Annotated in this window: 15 protein-coding genes and 1 pseudogene; 10 read left to right on the forward strand and 6 right to left on the reverse strand. The window is 38.3% G+C overall.

Annotated features, from left to right (window positions below; translation table 11 throughout):
* Nucleotides 1-189: 189 nt before the first annotated feature.
* The 5 genes from AC3B6Y_RS04700 (at nt 190) to AC3B6Y_RS04720 (ending at nt 4,444) form a co-directional block, all read left to right on the forward strand.
* The gene (locus AC3B6Y_RS04700) at nt 190-1,635 is read left to right on the forward strand and encodes a 6-phospho-beta-glucosidase (protein ID WP_489790524.1); all 1,446 of its coding nucleotides are present in this window, start codon (nt 190-192) and stop codon (nt 1,633-1,635) included.
* A gap of 17 nt (nt 1,636-1,652) precedes the next feature.
* Nucleotides 1,653-2,951, forward strand: a complete 1,299-nt coding sequence (gene celB / locus AC3B6Y_RS04705; RefSeq protein WP_489756977.1) for a PTS cellobiose transporter subunit IIC — start codon at nt 1,653-1,655, stop codon at nt 2,949-2,951.
* Between the two features lie 48 nt (nt 2,952-2,999).
* Nucleotides 3,000-3,311, forward strand: a complete 312-nt coding sequence (locus AC3B6Y_RS04710) for a PTS sugar transporter subunit IIB (protein ID WP_489756978.1) — start codon at nt 3,000-3,002, stop codon at nt 3,309-3,311.
* 14 nt (nt 3,312-3,325) lie between these two features.
* Nucleotides 3,326-3,646 (forward strand): PTS lactose/cellobiose transporter subunit IIA, encoded by a 321-nt coding sequence (locus AC3B6Y_RS04715; protein WP_489756979.1) that lies wholly within the window; start codon nt 3,326-3,328, stop codon nt 3,644-3,646.
* A gap of 102 nt (nt 3,647-3,748) precedes the next feature.
* Nucleotides 3,749-4,444 carry a MurR/RpiR family transcriptional regulator gene (locus AC3B6Y_RS04720; protein WP_489790526.1) on the forward strand — a complete coding sequence of 232 codons (696 nt, stop codon included), beginning with the start codon at nt 3,749-3,751 and terminating at the stop codon, nt 4,442-4,444.
* An 84-nt stretch (nt 4,445-4,528) separates the two neighbouring features.
* Here AC3B6Y_RS04720 and AC3B6Y_RS04725 read toward each other — a convergent pair whose 3' ends face one another.
* Nucleotides 4,529-6,094: an Nramp family divalent metal transporter gene (locus AC3B6Y_RS04725; protein WP_489756981.1), complete on the reverse strand. Its 1,566-nt coding sequence runs from the start codon at nt 6,092-6,094 to the stop codon at nt 4,529-4,531.
* A 255-nt stretch (nt 6,095-6,349) separates the two neighbouring features.
* Between AC3B6Y_RS04725 and AC3B6Y_RS04730 the strand changes: the two genes are divergently transcribed.
* A complete protein-coding gene (locus AC3B6Y_RS04730) occupies nt 6,350-7,735 on the forward strand; it encodes an MFS transporter (protein WP_489790527.1) in 1,386 nt (461 codons plus the stop codon).
* A gap of 84 nt (nt 7,736-7,819) precedes the next feature.
* On the opposite strand, the gene AC3B6Y_RS04735 is transcribed toward AC3B6Y_RS04730, so the two are convergent.
* A complete protein-coding gene (locus AC3B6Y_RS04735) occupies nt 7,820-8,656 on the reverse strand; it encodes an aldo/keto reductase (protein WP_489756983.1) in 837 nt (278 codons plus the stop codon).
* A gap of 246 nt (nt 8,657-8,902) precedes the next feature.
* Between AC3B6Y_RS04735 and AC3B6Y_RS04740 the strand changes: the two genes are divergently transcribed.
* Nucleotides 8,903-9,376 carry a hypothetical protein gene (locus tag AC3B6Y_RS04740; protein ID WP_489756984.1) on the forward strand — a complete coding sequence of 158 codons (474 nt, stop codon included), beginning with the start codon at nt 8,903-8,905 and terminating at the stop codon, nt 9,374-9,376.
* Between the two features lie 90 nt (nt 9,377-9,466).
* Here the strand turns inward: AC3B6Y_RS04740 and cls are convergent, their stop codons facing one another.
* The 3 genes from cls to AC3B6Y_RS04755 are packed head-to-tail and all read right to left on the reverse strand — an operon-like array spanning nt 9,467 to nt 12,180.
* Nucleotides 9,467-10,927: a cardiolipin synthase gene (cls, locus tag AC3B6Y_RS04745; RefSeq protein ID WP_489790529.1), complete on the reverse strand. Its 1,461-nt coding sequence runs from the start codon at nt 10,925-10,927 to the stop codon at nt 9,467-9,469.
* A gap of 28 nt (nt 10,928-10,955) precedes the next feature.
* Nucleotides 10,956-11,342: a hypothetical protein gene (locus AC3B6Y_RS04750; protein WP_489790530.1), complete on the reverse strand. Its 387-nt coding sequence runs from the start codon at nt 11,340-11,342 to the stop codon at nt 10,956-10,958.
* A gap of 1 nt (nt 11,343) precedes the next feature.
* The gene (locus AC3B6Y_RS04755; RefSeq protein ID WP_489774684.1) at nt 11,344-12,180 is read right to left on the reverse strand and encodes an alpha/beta hydrolase; all 837 of its coding nucleotides are present in this window, start codon (nt 12,178-12,180) and stop codon (nt 11,344-11,346) included.
* 85 nt (nt 12,181-12,265) lie between these two features.
* Here AC3B6Y_RS04755 and AC3B6Y_RS04760 point away from each other — a divergent pair, with 85 nt between their 5' ends.
* The 3 genes and pseudogenes from AC3B6Y_RS04760 to tnpA all read left to right on the forward strand — a co-directional run.
* The gene (locus AC3B6Y_RS04760) at nt 12,266-12,934 is read left to right on the forward strand and encodes a ribonuclease H family protein (RefSeq protein WP_489790532.1); all 669 of its coding nucleotides are present in this window, start codon (nt 12,266-12,268) and stop codon (nt 12,932-12,934) included.
* 92 nt (nt 12,935-13,026) lie between these two features.
* The gene (locus AC3B6Y_RS04765) at nt 13,027-13,155 is read left to right on the forward strand and encodes a bacteriocin (protein WP_489774685.1); all 129 of its coding nucleotides are present in this window, start codon (nt 13,027-13,029) and stop codon (nt 13,153-13,155) included.
* Nucleotides 13,156-13,327: 172 nt separating this feature from the next.
* Nucleotides 13,328-13,534, forward strand: a pseudogene (gene tnpA / locus AC3B6Y_RS04770) (IS200/IS605 family transposase); the annotation flags it as partial.
* Between the two features lie 160 nt (nt 13,535-13,694).
* Here tnpA and AC3B6Y_RS04775 read toward each other — a convergent pair.
* Entirely contained in the window at nt 13,695-14,363 is a 669-nt protein-coding gene (locus AC3B6Y_RS04775) for a helix-turn-helix domain-containing protein (RefSeq protein WP_489790533.1), read from the reverse strand.
* Nucleotides 14,364-15,244 lie beyond the last annotated feature (881 nt).

A 15,244-nucleotide genomic window follows, 5' to 3' on the forward strand; every position in this document is an offset into this window, starting at 1 on the left:
ATTAATTAAATTGTAATTTTAGTTTAACTGAATGAGCCTAATTTGCAAGAATGACGGAAAAAGATATTTTTCTTTGAGAAACGTGTTTCTGATTTTTTACCACATAATCTTGATTTTTAGAAACAAAATAGTAAAATGTTTCTTGTAAGCGTTACATAAAAACGTTTTTATAAATTGGGAGGCTGTTTGATGACTAACAAGAAACAATTACGACCAGATTTTTTGTGGGGAGGCGCTGTAGCAGCGCATCAATTAGAAGGTGGCTGGCAAGCAGGTCATAAAGGTGTGAGTGTTGCCGATATTATGACGGCTGGCGCTAATGGTGTTCCCCGGCAAATTACCGATGGTGTTAAAGACGGGCTGTACTATCCTAATCACGAAGCCATTGATTTTTACGACCGTTATCCGGAAGATATTAAATTGTTTGCCGAAATGGGTTTTAAATGTTTTCGGACGTCAATTGCGTGGACGCGCATTTTTCCTAATGGCGATGAAAAAGAACCTAATGAAGCAGGATTGAAGTTTTATGATGACTTATTTGATGAATGCTTAAAGTATAACATTGAACCGGTCATTACGTTATCACATTTTGAAATGCCATATCATCTAGTTACCGAATATGGTGGGTGGCGCAGCCGTAAGGTGATTGATTTCTTCTTGAATTTTGCTGAGACTGTCTTTAAGCGCTACCAAAATAAAGTTAAATATTGGATGACTTTTAATGAGATCAATAATCAAACCGATTACAAAAATGATTTTTCGATGATGACTAATTCCGGGCTGTTAAAACGTCCGGGTGAAAATATGGAACAGACCATGTATCAAGCCGCACACTATGAATTGGTGGCGAGTGCGAAAGCAGTCCAAATCGGACACCAAATTAATCCGAACTTTCAAATTGGTTCGATGATCGCGATGGTGCCGTTATATCCAGCTAGTCCTAAACCAGCGGATATGTTAAAAGCCCAACGGGCAAATGAAGCGCGGTATTGGTTTGAAGATGTGCAATCTAATGGTCGTTATCCGCATTGGCTTCGGACTTATCAAGCTAATCAAGGCTGGGAGATGGATATTACCGCTGAAGACTTAGCAACTTTGGCACAAGGCACCGTTGATTATATTGGCTTTAGTTATTATATGTCCCGGGCTGTTCGGGCAAAAGACCATGAACCAGTTAATTATCATTATGATGAAGACCAAGATGGAACTCCTAATCCGTATGTCAAGTCCTCTGAGTGGGGCTGGCAAATTGACCCTGAGGGTTTGCGTTACGCCATGAATTGGTTAGCAGATCGGTACAATAAACCGCAATTTATTGTAGAAAATGGTTTTGGCGCGGTTGATCAAAAAGAAGCTGATGGTTCAGTCCATGATCAATACCGGATTGATTATTTGCGCGCACATATTGAACAAATGAAGTTAGCCGTCGAAGAAGATGGGATTGATTTAATGGGTTATACACCATGGGGTTGCATTGACTTAGTTTCTGCGGGGACAGGACAAATGTCTAAGCGTTATGGCTTTATCTATGTGGATAAAGATGATGAAGGTCACGGCACTTTGGAACGCTCGAAAAAAGATTCCTTTGCTTGGTATCAAAAAGTCATTGCATCTAATGGCGAAGATTTAGCTTAAAAAAGGGGGCAGTTAAAATGGCTGAAGAAAAGTCTAAAAATAGTTTTTTAACGACTAAACTGATTCCATTTTTCCAAAGAATATCGTCAGCACGTCATATGGTAGCTTTACGTGATGGGATGGCAGCTGCGATTCCAATGATTATCATTGGTTCAATCTTCATGATTATTGCGCAATTTCCGATTAAAGGTTATTTAGCTTTTATGGCGCATACTTTTGGGCCAAATTGGGCGAATGTGGCCCAGTATATCACTAATGCATCGTTTCATATTATGGGGTTAATCGCTGTCGCCGGGATTTCGTATAACTTAGCACGCAGCTATAAAGTTGATGCTTTTTCAGCGATGATCGTTTCTATTGGAGCCTATATTTTAACCATTCCACTAAAAACGGATAAAGCCGGTAATTTGTGGGTACCGTTAAAAGAACTGGATTCCTCAGGTTTATTTATTGCGATTTTAGTCGGTTTATTTATTACTGATTTATATGTCTGGATTGTTCATAAGAACTGGACGATTAAGATGCCCGCGAGTGTGCCACCGGCCATTAGTAATTCATTCTCGTCATTGATTCCGGGCGCGATTTCGTTACTAGTTGTGTGGGTCATTCGCTTGGGAATTGAAGCTACGCCAATGAAGAGTATTCCTAATGTGATTACCTTCTTCTTACAGGATCCGTTGAGTCATTTGAGTAATACTTTACCGGGAGCACTAGTTGCAGAAGGTTTAGTCTGCATTTTGTGGATCTTTGGGATTCACGGTTCCAATACGGTGGCTGGCGTGATGCAACCTATTTGGTTAGCTGCGATGGCCCAAAATTCGGCTGCTTTAAAAGCTGGCCATGCTTTACCAAATATTGTTACACAACAATTTTTTGATAACTTTGTTCACATGGGTGGTTCTGGCGCCACGATTGGTTTAGCGTTGATGATTGCCTTTATGTCCAAGAGTAAAGAGTATAAGACCTTGGGTGAATTAGTCGTTGGACCTGCGATCTTTAATGTTAACGAACCGATTATCTTTGGTTTACCAATTGTCATGAACTATAAGATGGTCATTCCGTTTATTGCAGCACCGTTAACGAATGTTACCGTGACCTATTTAACTATGAAATGGGGTTGGGTTGCTAAAACGATGGGTGTCATGGTACCTTGGACCACACCACCGATTATGTCAGGTTATTTAGCTACTGGTCATATTTCAGGAGCAGTCTTACAAATTGTCAATATTGTCTTAGATACTTTGATTTACTTCTTCTTCTTTAAGAGCATGGATAATCAAAAAGTAAAAGAAGAAAAAGCAGCGCAAAATGCCTAGATTAGTGGTTTAATATAAGTAAGTAAAAGATTAAAGGAGAATTTAATTATGAGTAAAAAGACGATTATGTTAGTATGTGCCGCCGGCATGTCCACGAGTTTATTAGTTAGCAAGATGCAAAAAGCTGCTGAAGAAAAGGGCGTTGAAGCTAATATCTTTGCAACCGCTGCTGCAGATGCAGATTCCAAAATGGAAACCGAAAACCCAGATGTTTTGATGTTGGGACCGCAAGTTAGCTACATGTTAGATGATTTTAAAAAGCGGGTTTCCATTCCAGTCGAAGTCATCAATATGCAAGACTACGGTATGATGAACGGACCGAAAGTTTTAGATGAAGCTTTAAGTTTAATTCAGGAATAAAGGATATTTAATTAATGAACGAAGAAGAAAATTTACAAACAGTTATGGGTCTCATCATGAATGGTGGTAATGCCAAAGGTGCTGCTTTTGAAGCCATTAAAGCCGCTAAGGTGAATGATTTTGCTACTGCGGAAGCCAAGCTGAAAGAAGCGGACAAATTTTTAGCAGAAGCCCATAACGCACAAACGGGCATGTTAACTAAAGAAGCTAGTGGTGAACATGAGCAAGTGACGCTATTAATGGTTCATGGTCAAGATCATATCATGAATGCGATCACTTTTCGCGATTTAGCAGGAGAAATTGTTGATTTATATAAGCAATTAGCTGCTAAATAAGAATGATGCAATAATTAATTAAGACGTGGTTGAGACAAAAGCTGAGGTTAACTTTTGTCATGACTACGTCTTTTTTTAAAAAAGGAGTTGTTCAACAAGTCATTGGCACAATTAACAGCGACGCAAAAAAGAATTTATCGGTATATTAAAGTTCATAAGGAGCAAGTCAAAGATTACAGTTTGCGTCATTTGGCTGCTAAACTAGGGGTGGCGCCGGCCTCAGTCTTACGGACAATTAATCGTTTAGGTTATCAGCATTATTATGAATTTTGCCAGCAATTACAGCAAGAAGTAGCTGGTCAAGGCTTGGTAGATGATATTACCTATCAAGCGCACGATTATTTTTCCCATATTGAAAACTATGACCAAAAGATTCAGCAGTTTAAAACATTGTTTGATCCGGCGACGATTTTTGTTTTTCTCGGTGTAGGGACTTCCGGTGATTTGGCTAGTTACGGGGCGCGGCAATTTGTGAATAATGGGCGTGAAGCTTACGTGATTGCTGATCCTTTTTATCCTATTCAACTAGGACATGCGGCTATGAATAATCATGTGGTGATGATTTTATCGGTGAGTGGTGAAACTGAGCAAATGCTGGAGCAGGCGACGAGTTTTCATGATCAAAAGGCAACCTTGGTTAGTATTACCAATGATGGCCATAATTCCTTAACTACTTTAGCGGATTTAAATTTTTCCTACCATATTAATAGTCGTATTATTGGTCAATCGGTGAATCTCACCAGTCAAGTCCCCGTGGTTTACTTGTTAGAGCGTTTGGCCCAAGTTGTTCATTGTTAAAACAGTTGGAACTAAAAAAGAAGTGTTCACAATCAATGCGAACACTTCTTTTAATTAAAGTCATATTTCAAATACTTAACTTTTTTATTGTTTAGCTAATTGGGATTCTTCAAAGCGTTTATTGCCTCTGTATAATTCCACAATCGTCCAAACTAATAAAGCTAAAACTAGGACAATTAAGATCCAAGCAATCACGTTGGCTTGGGTTAATTGCGCGGCTGTTGGATTATCACCGTAGAAACCGGCAATGGAATCTGGTAAACCTTTCAAGTTCAAGAAAGTTAAACCAATAACCGAAATCCAACCTAACACTTTGACCCAAAGTGAGTTTTTGAACCGGGTTCCCATTTCTACCTTACTATCGGTAAACATTAATAACGGTAGCATGGAGAATGGTAAGGCAAAGGCTAAGAAGACCTGTGAATTATTCATTAAGTCGTTTAACGCGGCGTGCTGTTTAATGGGGCTTTGACCACTAGTCATCAAGACGCAGAAGAGGACCGGAATCACGGAAATCACCCGGGTTACTAAACGCCGTAACCACAGTGGCATCTTCATGTGCACGAAACCTTCCATGATAACCTGACCAGTTAAAGTACCAGTGATGGTCGAATTTTGACCAGAAGCTAACAAAGCGACCGCGAATAAGGTAGATAAAACGCCTGTTTTGGCAATGGAGATTAAAATGCCGTTACTTAATTTGGAAGTATCGGATAAAGCTTGATATAAACCAAAGAATGATGGATCTTTGACAGCGCCAGTCTTGAAGACTGCGACACCAGTAATTAATAACAACGCATTAACAAAGAAGGCAAAGGTTAATTGAATGTTAGAATCCCAAGCAGAGAATTTCACAGCATCAGCGACTTCGTCGGGATTGTTGTGATCAATTTTCCGTGTTTGCGAAATTGAAGAATGCAAATACAAATTATGTGGCATAACTGTCGCCCCAATAATTCCTAAAGCACCTTGTAACGGACTCATGCCATTAACAACAGGATGTGAAGAAAAGGCTTGAGCTGAAGGAACTAATCCCTTCAAAACGCCACCCCAATTGGGATCAGATAAAGCTACTTGATAAACGAAGATGACCAAGATCACTAAAATTAAGGCCACAACAATCGCTTCAATTTTTCGAAAACCAATTTTAGTCAATAACAATAAGACTAAAACGTCTAGGACGGTAATGAAAACGGCGATGACTAACGGAATATTAAACAGGAGATATAAAGCAATCGCGGCCCCAATAACTTCCGCAATATCCGTCGCCATAATCGCTAACTCCGTTAAAATCCAGAGAATGACACCAAGCGATTTACTTGTCCGAGCGCGAATTGCTTGCGCTAAGTCCATTTGCGTCACAATGCCAAGTTTAGCGGCCATGTATTGTAAAAGCATGGCAATTAAACTTGAAATTAAGATGATGGACATTAATAAATATTGGAAATTCTGACCACCAGTAATAGATGTGGACCAATTACCGGGATCCATATAACCGACAGCAACTAAGGCTCCAGGACCAGAATAGGCAAATAATGTGCGCCAAAAGCCTTTGCCATGGGGAACTTCAACGGTACTGTTGATTTCCTCCAAGGAAGGACCATTGGCATATTCAATTAAATGGTGTTTTTTCTTTGTATTTTCAACCAAAAGAATTCCTCCTCATGTTTTTCCAAAAAACAATGATACTCCTACTTTCGCCAAAATTAAACCTTAAATTAGGTGAACTTAAAAAACATTTTCTTTGCTATTTTCTGAAAAGGGTTTAATAATGAGGGGGGAAATAAGTCGAGGTTAGTAACTAGCGAGAATTTTGTGGCAAGTAGTTGCCTTAATTATCAAGGATTTGCGGGCGTTTAACTAATAAAACTGTTTTAATTTGTTTGTTTGAAAGAAGCGATGTCAATGGCTGATTCAATCCATTTATCCAAAAGTGCGCATTGGTGGTTTGTGGCCACGTTATTAGCAGGAACTTTTACGATGTCCATCAGTCAGTCTTCCTTGTCAACAGCGTATCCGACTTTAATGCATTATTTTGCGGTTCCGGCAACCACTATTCAATGGTTGACTACCGGTTTTATGTTGGTGATGACGGTGATGATTCCAGTGAGTCCGTGGTTGTTGGCTAATGTAGCTTTTAAAAAATTATTTATAAACTTATTAGCCATTTTTGATGTGGGCACCATGATCATTATCTGGGCGCCAACGTTTGGTTTAATGCTATTCGGACGCATTCTGGAAGCGATGGCTGTGGGTGTTTTATTCCCTGCCTATCAAACGGTGCTCTTAAAAATTACACCATCTAAGCGGCGTGGCAGCGTGATGGGGACCGCGGGCTTAGTTATGGGATCAGCATTAGCCATTGGACCGATTATTTCGGGGATTGTGTTACGCTTTTTTACTTGGCAAGCGGTCTTCATTTTTTTTGCCTTTATTATTACGGTGGTCTTAGTCCTCTCTTTAGTTACGATCACGAGCCCCTTAGTTTTACAACCGACAAAACTGGATTTCATCTCTGCTCTTTCAACCGTGAATTTTATTGGTTTTTTATATGTTTTAACTCAGTGGGGGCAAAGTAAGCAGTGGACCTTTAGTTTAAGTGTGATTTTAATTTTGAGTAGTCTGGGCTTAGCGCTTTTTATTTGGCGACAATTGACTAGCTTGCACCCCATGCTAGAATTGCGGGTCTTGAAACAAATTAATTTTGATTGGGCAGTATTATTAACGGGGATTTCTTATATTGCCTTAATCGTGGTAACGATTATTTTTCCGTTGTATTACCAAAACATCTTGCATTTAACGGCCTTTACTTCTGGAATGGCGTTAGTTCCAGGAGCGGTGTTGTTAAGTCTCTTGAACCCTTTAACCGGAAAATTAGCGGATCATTGGGGCTTTAAAGGAACGTTGTTATTAGGAATGAGTATGATTACTGGCGGTTGGTTACTATTATTTGTGTTGCAGCAACGGTTAAATTTAGGTTGGTTAATGATTTTGGCAGCGCTGATTGAAGGTGGCAATGCCTTTGTAATGATGCCAGCGGTGACCTTGGGAGCCGATGTGTTGCCTCAAAAATATATTGCGCATGGTACGGCGGTTATTACCACCGCACGACAAATCTTAGGCTCTTTTGGCGTCACGTTAGCCACACTTTTATTGGCGTTACCCGCCAATGGTGCGACGTTAGTTCTGCGGCAACAACGACAATTTCATTTGGTCTTTGGGGTATTTTTCGCAATTAGTTTATTCGGATTAGTGATAGCGTGTTTGATTAAAAATCAGCACGGCCGGTAGTCAGACAGCAAAAAAGTCCAAAATTACTGGTCAAACATTGCGATAATTTGACAGTAACTTTGGACCTTTTTTTAATTTTAATTATTAAAATTCTTCATATTCAGCGGGATCCTGATTCTTGAGTCGCCCATCAGGTCGGTCTAAATTAGTAATGGTCTGCATTTGTGCAGGAGTTAATTCAAAATCAAAGACCTGCAAATTTTCCTGCTGCCGACTAAAATGTGTAGCTTTTGGAATCGGCAAGACGCCGAGTTGAATTTCCCAGCGTAAAATCACTTGCGCGACACTTTTTCCTAAATCTTGCGCAATACCTTGAATAATGGGGTCGGATAACATAGAACTAGCACGGCCGATCGGACTCCAAGCCCAAGTGATGATTTGATGTTGATCATCGTAGTGCCGTAATGTGGCTTCAGAGAAATAAGGATGCAATTCAATTTGATTAACTGCTGGTTTGACGTTAGTTTCGGCAATTAAACGGTCAATATGCTCTGGTAAAAAGTTAGACACGCCAATTGTTTTGATTAAACCCATTTGCTGAGCTGTAATTAAGGCTTGCCAAGCTTCGACATAGAGGTCTTCTTTAGGATTAGGCCAATGAATTAAGTACAGGTCATAGTAGTCTAAACCGGCACGATAAAGCGATTCTTGAATCGTTTGAAGTGCTTCTTGGTAGCGGTGGTGTCGCCCGGGTAATTTAGAAGAAACAATAATTTGCGAGCGTTGCAAGCCGCTTTGCTTAATGGCTTGACCGACAGCGCCTTCATTTTCGTAATTAAAAGCTGTATCTAAGAGCCGATAGCCGGCATTTAAGGCACTGGTAATGGCATTGACGCCTGTTGCGCCATTTAATTTGTAAGTTCCAAAGCCAATCTGTGGTAAAATTAAGCCATCATAAGTGGTGCGGGTAGGAATTTTCATAAGGAACCTCCTTTAATATTAAAACCACTGTTGTTACATGTTAATGATCTGGTACAAAAATCCAGATTTTTGCGAACTTTTGGTTTGCGAGTTCTCACTTAAATGTTATCATATTTAAGTTTAGAAGCAATTCATTGAGATTGGGACAAATGGAGTACCATCAGAAAAAATGTTCGTGTAAATTGACGAAAAATTTTTGTAGTTCCAGCTTATTTGCTTTCACAAATTAACTAATTGGGGGACATTATGCTAAACGATTGGCTACTAATCTTAATTGATATCTTTTTTGTAGCGATGCTACTAAATAATTTGTATTGGCAATCTCAGATTGTGGTACATGCTAAATATAAAATTTCCAGTTTAATTATTGCGGTGATTTTTGGAGTCTGGGTTCTATCTATGCCGGAAGATTCGTGGTGGTACGTGGTAATGGTGGCTGCCTTTTTAACAGTGACCTTAATGCAAGGTACTGGCGGTATGGCGCAAAAGCGCTTAGTGACCAGCGGTTTTTTTTCTAATTCACTGAGTTATCAAAAATTGACTCATGTAACACTGATTCCGGTAGAATTGCCTAATGCCCCCGTGCAAGTAATTTCGATTTTTACCGTGGCTAATCGGCAAAATATTCAAATGACGTTTAAACAGTCGGTCGCCCAATTACAGCAAGAGTTAAAAGCAGTTTTACCACAGAATATCGAAGTCGAAATTGCCCACATGTAGGTAGTTTGCGGACAAAAATTAAATATAATAAAAAAACCTTGTTTCTAGATGATTTTCTGGAAAACAAGGTTTTTTGTAATACATAATTTTTTACAAAATTGGTGACAGTAAGCGTGAGAAAAGTTGTTTAAAGCGAAGCCAGTAAGACTGCTGCTGAATGATTTCTGGCGTCAACAAGGTGCTGTGTTTTAAATCTTCTTGAAAGATCTCCGTTAGCTGTTGGCTGACCTGAGTATCGTAAAAGAAGGCGTCTGCTTCAAAGTTGAGGCTATAGCTGCGGTAGTCTTGGTTCATCGAACCAATAGCACTGAGTTGATTGTCAAAAACAGCCGTTTTGGCATGCATAAAACCATTATTATAATTATAAACTTCAATGTTGTGCTCGCTTAATAAATTGGCATAAAATTGTGTAGCCCGAAAAATAAAGGGATGATCTGGTTTGTCGGGGATGATGATTTTAATTTTAATACCGGAGCGTGCGGCCACTAAGAGGGCGTCAATCATTGGTTCATCCGGAATTAAGTAGGGCGTTTGGATTAAAATGCTTTCTTTGGCACTCATGACTAAACTCATGAACCCACCCTTGAGCGTGTCAAAATTACTGTCGGGACCATCAGAAACGATTTGAATCGGGGTAATGTGCTGGGGCTGTTTGATTTGCGTGGGAAAATATTTTTCCTGAAATAAAATCTTTTCGTGGTGGCGATCGACGGAAGCGTTCCAGTCTAAAACAAAGCGTTCTTGTAAAGATAACGCGGCATAACCGTAAATACGCACATGAGTATCGCGCCAATAACCAAACTTGGGTTTGAGGCCAAGATATTGATTGCCAATATTAAAGCCGCCCGTCCAACCAATGCGCCCATCAATGACAACGATTTTGCGGTGCAAATGGTAGTTTAAACGGTACTTAGCGATGGCATTTTGTGAAGTGATAAAGGGCATGACTTGCCCCCCAGCGGCAACTAGTGGTTGAAAGAACTTTTTGTTGGCCCCGGGAGACCCCCAGCGATCGTAAATCACGCGTACTTCAACGCCAGCTTGAGCTTTTTGAGTCAGAATATCTAAGACTTGGCGCCCTAACTCATCATTAAAAAAAGAATAGTATTCTAAATGAATGGTTTCTTGGGCATTACGCAAATCCTGTTCTAACGCGGCGAATTTGGCGTGACCATCGGTAAAAATCTGGGGATCATTATGGATTGTCACAGGAACATCATCATTATGATTAAAGTAATCGATTTGACGTTGGGCAAGTAAAGTCGTATCGCTGGGGGTTAACGGGCGCTTTTGCTCGCTACTCTGGTTGACCATCTGCTTCAATCGATCAAGCCCAATATGTTCGGCATTACTAATGGCAAAGAGGTTTTCTTGGGCAATCCCGCGGCCAAAGAAAGCAAAAATTAAAAAGCCAATGACAGGTAATAAAATTAAGACAATCAACCACGCTAAAGTGGTGGGAATACTACGCCGCCGGTGAAACACGGTAATAATGGCGGCAATCGTGTTAAGTAATAAAATTAAACTCAAAATTAAAAAAAAGATACGCATGAACCTACTCCTCAAAAAGGTTTAATGATTAAAAAATTGTTGAACTTGTGTCGCATTCTTGGATGACGGCGACTTGGACCGCCTGGTTGGAAAATTGCACGTGAATTAACTGTTTTAAGCGTGTCAAAATTTCTTCAGGCACAGCTTGCTTAAAGTTTAAATCTAAAGTTAGTGGCGTGGTTGCAAAATGACTTAACGTGATCAGTCCTAAAATGGTGGCTGATTGTTTGGCTGTAACGCCCCAGATGACGGCTTGATTAGCCATCGTCTGTTGCATAGCGTGATTAATGATGTGTGCGGACTCGGGTAAGTCCACGGCCAAAAATTTTTGTAGTTCTTGACCAGATAAGTAACTGAGAAAATCCAGTTGATAATGGGCGGTGATTATGGGGTGTAAGTTATTAACTTGTGGCAAATTAATCCTCCTTAGTTGTAGTAAATTCGGGATAAATAAAATTATTAATCTTGTTGAGCACGTCTTCGTCATCATGCATTTGCGAATGTTCGCCACTCACGCCTAAGGCACTGTATTCTTGAAACTCCTGGACGTGATTTTGTAAAAGGTATTTAATGGAGCGCGCAGAACTCACGGACACATACTTGTCTGTGTTGGACGCGTCATTGATGTTACCATAAATATTTAAAACCCGTGCTGTTTTAGGAAACTTAAAACGATTCAAATACATCCATAAGTATTTGGGCGTCATAAAAGCGGGTTTGCCGGAAACTGCTAAAGGGTTAATATTAGGTAAATCACCAAACGCGACTAAACCGTCAAACGGACCGGCAATCAGTGCCAAGCGATTGATATTGGGTAAGGGACGATTGTAAGTTTTAATTAGATAGGAAACTAAGGCCACGGAACCCAGCGAATGTCCAATGGCATTATACTGTTGAAAGTGATAACGTTGGTATAAGTCGCTTAAGATTTGATTAAACCAACGTTCCATCGTGCTAGACGGGATCCAGCGATCTTTAAAAATTAATTGGACAATTGGATATTTGGCGGTGGACCAGTAACCAGAATAATGGATCTTACTCTGCCAATCCACCGTGGCACGCAAAAAAACGGGTGAACCAGTCATTTTTTGCGCCGAACCGACCATTTTTTCCGTGGTATAATTACCACCACGAAAGCCATGAAGATAAAAAGTGGGGATTTGTTCAGTGCTCGAATCAACGGAAACTCGTTCGTCTAATTTACAGATGGGAATAGTTGCGGTCTGATGCTTGGAAGAATGCCAAAGTTTCATGGAGAAAGTGCCTCTTACTAGCTAAAGTTAACTATTAAATATGATACAGGTTCTAAACTAGTAATTCTAGGTTCAAGGAGAAATTATGCCAAAATATTATGCAGTTAAAAAGGGTCGAAAGCCGGGAATTTATCACAATTGGTCCGATTGCCAAAAACAAGTTCAAGGTTTCAAAGGGGCAATTTTCAAAAGTTTTCCTACTTTAAAACAAGCCCAAACATTTATGGTTGCGCAGACGGCCACTGCCACTGCTACTAAAAAAGCGCCAAACTGGACGGCGCAAGTGACAATGTATACTGATGGTGGCACGCGTAATACGGGCAATGTCTTAGGTGGTCATGTCAAAGCTAGCGATAAAGCCGCGTGGGCGTACTTAATTCAAAGTGCAGGAAAAGAATTTTCTGGCACTCAGGGTTGTTTAGGGGCAACCAATAATCAAATGGAACTAACCGCGCTGCAAATGGGCTTGCAGCGCTTAGTGGATTTACAATTCAATAGGTTAAAAATTGCAGTTGTGATGGATTCTAAATATGTTTTAAATGCTATTAATCAAAAGTGGTTAGCGGGGTGGCAACGCCGTGGCTGGAAAAAAGCATCCGGCGAAACGGTCTTAAATGTCGAGTTGTGGCAGCAAATTGCCGCCTTATTACCTCAGTTTCCTCAAATTAAATTTGTATGGACAAAAGGACACGCGGATAATGCCGGTAATGTCTTTGTTGACGAGCTGTTAAATCGGACAATGGATCAGATGTAAGCTAGAAGTAAAAATTGTTGATGTCTTAGATATTCAGCTTGAAACCAGGGTCAAGTTCACGTTATGTTAAAGGATGTAAGGGGGAAAATTAAATGAAAAATGTAAATGAGTTTAAAAATTTAAGTAATAATGAATTAAATAGTGTTATTGGGGGAAAGAAAAATATGTGGCATGATTTATGGGTAGGATTTAAGCCATTATTTAAATCTTTTACTAATTAATACTATTTAATAATTAACGCTGATGAATTTTTTATTGGCGTTTTTAATTTATATAAGTTGAAAATAAACCCTTGTGGGGGTCAGAAATAGCTTTAGCGTTAAAAACTCCCTTTCGATATAATAGTTTTTGGCTACCAACCAATACTGTTATCGAAAGGGAGTTTTTCTAATCTTGAAACAAGATATTAATAGCCTAGCACATACAAGATGGAATTGTAAGTATCACATTATTTTTAACCTAAATATCGTCGAAAAGTAATCTATGGAGAATTACGGCCAGACATTTGTCTTAATCTTAAGGCGTTTGTGTGAATTAAAAGAATTGGAAATTATTGAAGCACATGCGACGCCAGATTATATTCACATGTTAGTGAAAATACTACTTAAAAAGTAAGAACAAATAAAAATCACGAGTAGTAGCAGTTGGTAGTGTGTTGACTGGGGCTTTAAAGGGACTTTTTGCGTCGGGTGAGAGCCCTTTTAGGGCTAAATAAAAAAGCCACCAGCTCAGCTAGTGGATAATTAACTAGTATTTAAATTTAACTAGCACTATTGTATTTTTTTGACAAATAATCGGATTTATTTTTAATCCAAAGTGGATATAGGGTTAGAAGTGTTGCTAATAAAAATGTGTTTATAATAATTATTATTAGCATACTAATGGATGTTCCTAGAGTTTGCGTTGCATTGGAATCGCTTGATAATATGTTTGTGATGTAAGGGTTATTAATCAAAAGAGCAATGTTAACTATTAAAGATCCAGCAAAAGAAATTAGTAACCAAACTAGTTTCTTTTTTGTTTGGAATCTTTGCCAATCAGTGAAGAAACATAAATACATAATTAAGACGATTAATGTTAACAAAGGTACAAACTTAATCTGCTGTAACTGACCAAATAAATGTAAGTAGTTTAAACATAATAACGGAATCAACAATACATATAAAAAGCTTTCCATATAGTGGTTATGGTTAGCAGTTTTCTCTTGTTTTTCATAGTGATCTAAAATCACGGCATCATCTTTAATTAAATAATCTAAGGAAAGATCAAACAAATTACTTAGATCAATTAAAGTATTAATGTCCGGAATACTGCGATTATTTTCCCAACCAGAAACAGTTTTCCTCGAAACCATTATTTTTTGTCCCAGTTGTTCTTGGGTTAAGTTCATTTTTTGTCGGTTTGATTTAATCTTTTCCCCTATTGTCATTTGATTCTCCTAATCAATTTTACATTATTGTACATTATACGACAATTTATAGCAGGTTCATAAATAATGTTAATGATTTGAATGAAATTTTAATAATTTTAATGTTTTTTGATTAAGTGATGTCTATAGTTCTTTTACTATAAGCTTGTTTAGAATTATTAGTTATTTAACGCGTGGTGCTAGTTAAAAATTGGTTGAAGTAAAAAGCCTGACTAAGCTACATTCTAAGTTACCTCTAACAAGAAAGTGATAGCCATGTTACTTAACTTTAAGTTAAACTAAGAATCTCCTAGTGTGCAATCTTCAATTTAAAATTTGATTAATATTTTAACCCCACTCTATAAAAAATTCGTACCTCTTTACTATTCAAAAATCAACGTAATATTCATTTAGTTAAACTATCTGATATACAATTACTTCCTTTTAAGGTTCAAATTGGAATTACTAATTAACCAGTTTTTATCGTTTATTAAGTTTACTGAATAAATGACGTATAAAAAATTGAGACAGTCTTTACTCAATAGAATCAAATGTTTGATATTGAACATAACCGTGCTCGCTGTTTAGCAGGATTCAAAAGTAGATTGGAACAATGCTTATTGTTGTATATGCTTGCAGAAAAATTAACTAGCTCCACACGTATTATAGAATGTAAATTGATTATTTGATTGAATTTCAAAAGAGGAATACATATATTTTATCTGTTAATAAATGTTTTTAAGCGGTCTCAGAATTATAGACATGAAATCATTATTAAATTTATAAATAAGAACGTATAGTATTTTTTAGCAAAAGATGAACTCCTTGTATACAATTTTGTAGCGAATATTTTTACTCATTAGATTATTGAGATTATTGGTATTTTAATTAGTGTTAATTTT

The organism is Bombilactobacillus sp. ESL1092 (assembly GCF_058107465.1).

Coding starts and splice junctions, on each gene's coding strand:
- cls (WP_489790529.1), bottom strand. CDS start 10,927: ATGCGTATCTTTTTTTTAATTTTGAGTTTAATTTTATTACTTAACACG.
- AC3B6Y_RS04730 (WP_489790527.1), top strand. CDS start 6,350: ATGGCTGATTCAATCCATTTATCCAAAAGTGCGCATTGGTGGTTTGTG.
- AC3B6Y_RS04775 (WP_489790533.1), bottom strand. CDS start 14,363: ATGACAATAGGGGAAAAGATTAAATCAAACCGACAAAAAATGAACTTA.
- AC3B6Y_RS04735 (WP_489756983.1), bottom strand. CDS start 8,656: ATGAAAATTCCTACCCGCACCACTTATGATGGCTTAATTTTACCACAG.
- AC3B6Y_RS04700 (WP_489790524.1), top strand. CDS start 190: ATGACTAACAAGAAACAATTACGACCAGATTTTTTGTGGGGAGGCGCT.
- celB (WP_489756977.1), top strand. CDS start 1,653: ATGGCTGAAGAAAAGTCTAAAAATAGTTTTTTAACGACTAAACTGATT.
- AC3B6Y_RS04715 (WP_489756979.1), top strand. CDS start 3,326: ATGAACGAAGAAGAAAATTTACAAACAGTTATGGGTCTCATCATGAAT.
- AC3B6Y_RS04765 (WP_489774685.1), top strand. CDS start 13,027: ATGAAAAATGTAAATGAGTTTAAAAATTTAAGTAATAATGAATTAAAT.
- AC3B6Y_RS04710 (WP_489756978.1), top strand. CDS start 3,000: ATGAGTAAAAAGACGATTATGTTAGTATGTGCCGCCGGCATGTCCACG.
- AC3B6Y_RS04760 (WP_489790532.1), top strand. CDS start 12,266: ATGCCAAAATATTATGCAGTTAAAAAGGGTCGAAAGCCGGGAATTTAT.
- AC3B6Y_RS04740 (WP_489756984.1), top strand. CDS start 8,903: ATGCTAAACGATTGGCTACTAATCTTAATTGATATCTTTTTTGTAGCG.
- AC3B6Y_RS04755 (WP_489774684.1), bottom strand. CDS start 12,180: ATGAAACTTTGGCATTCTTCCAAGCATCAGACCGCAACTATTCCCATC.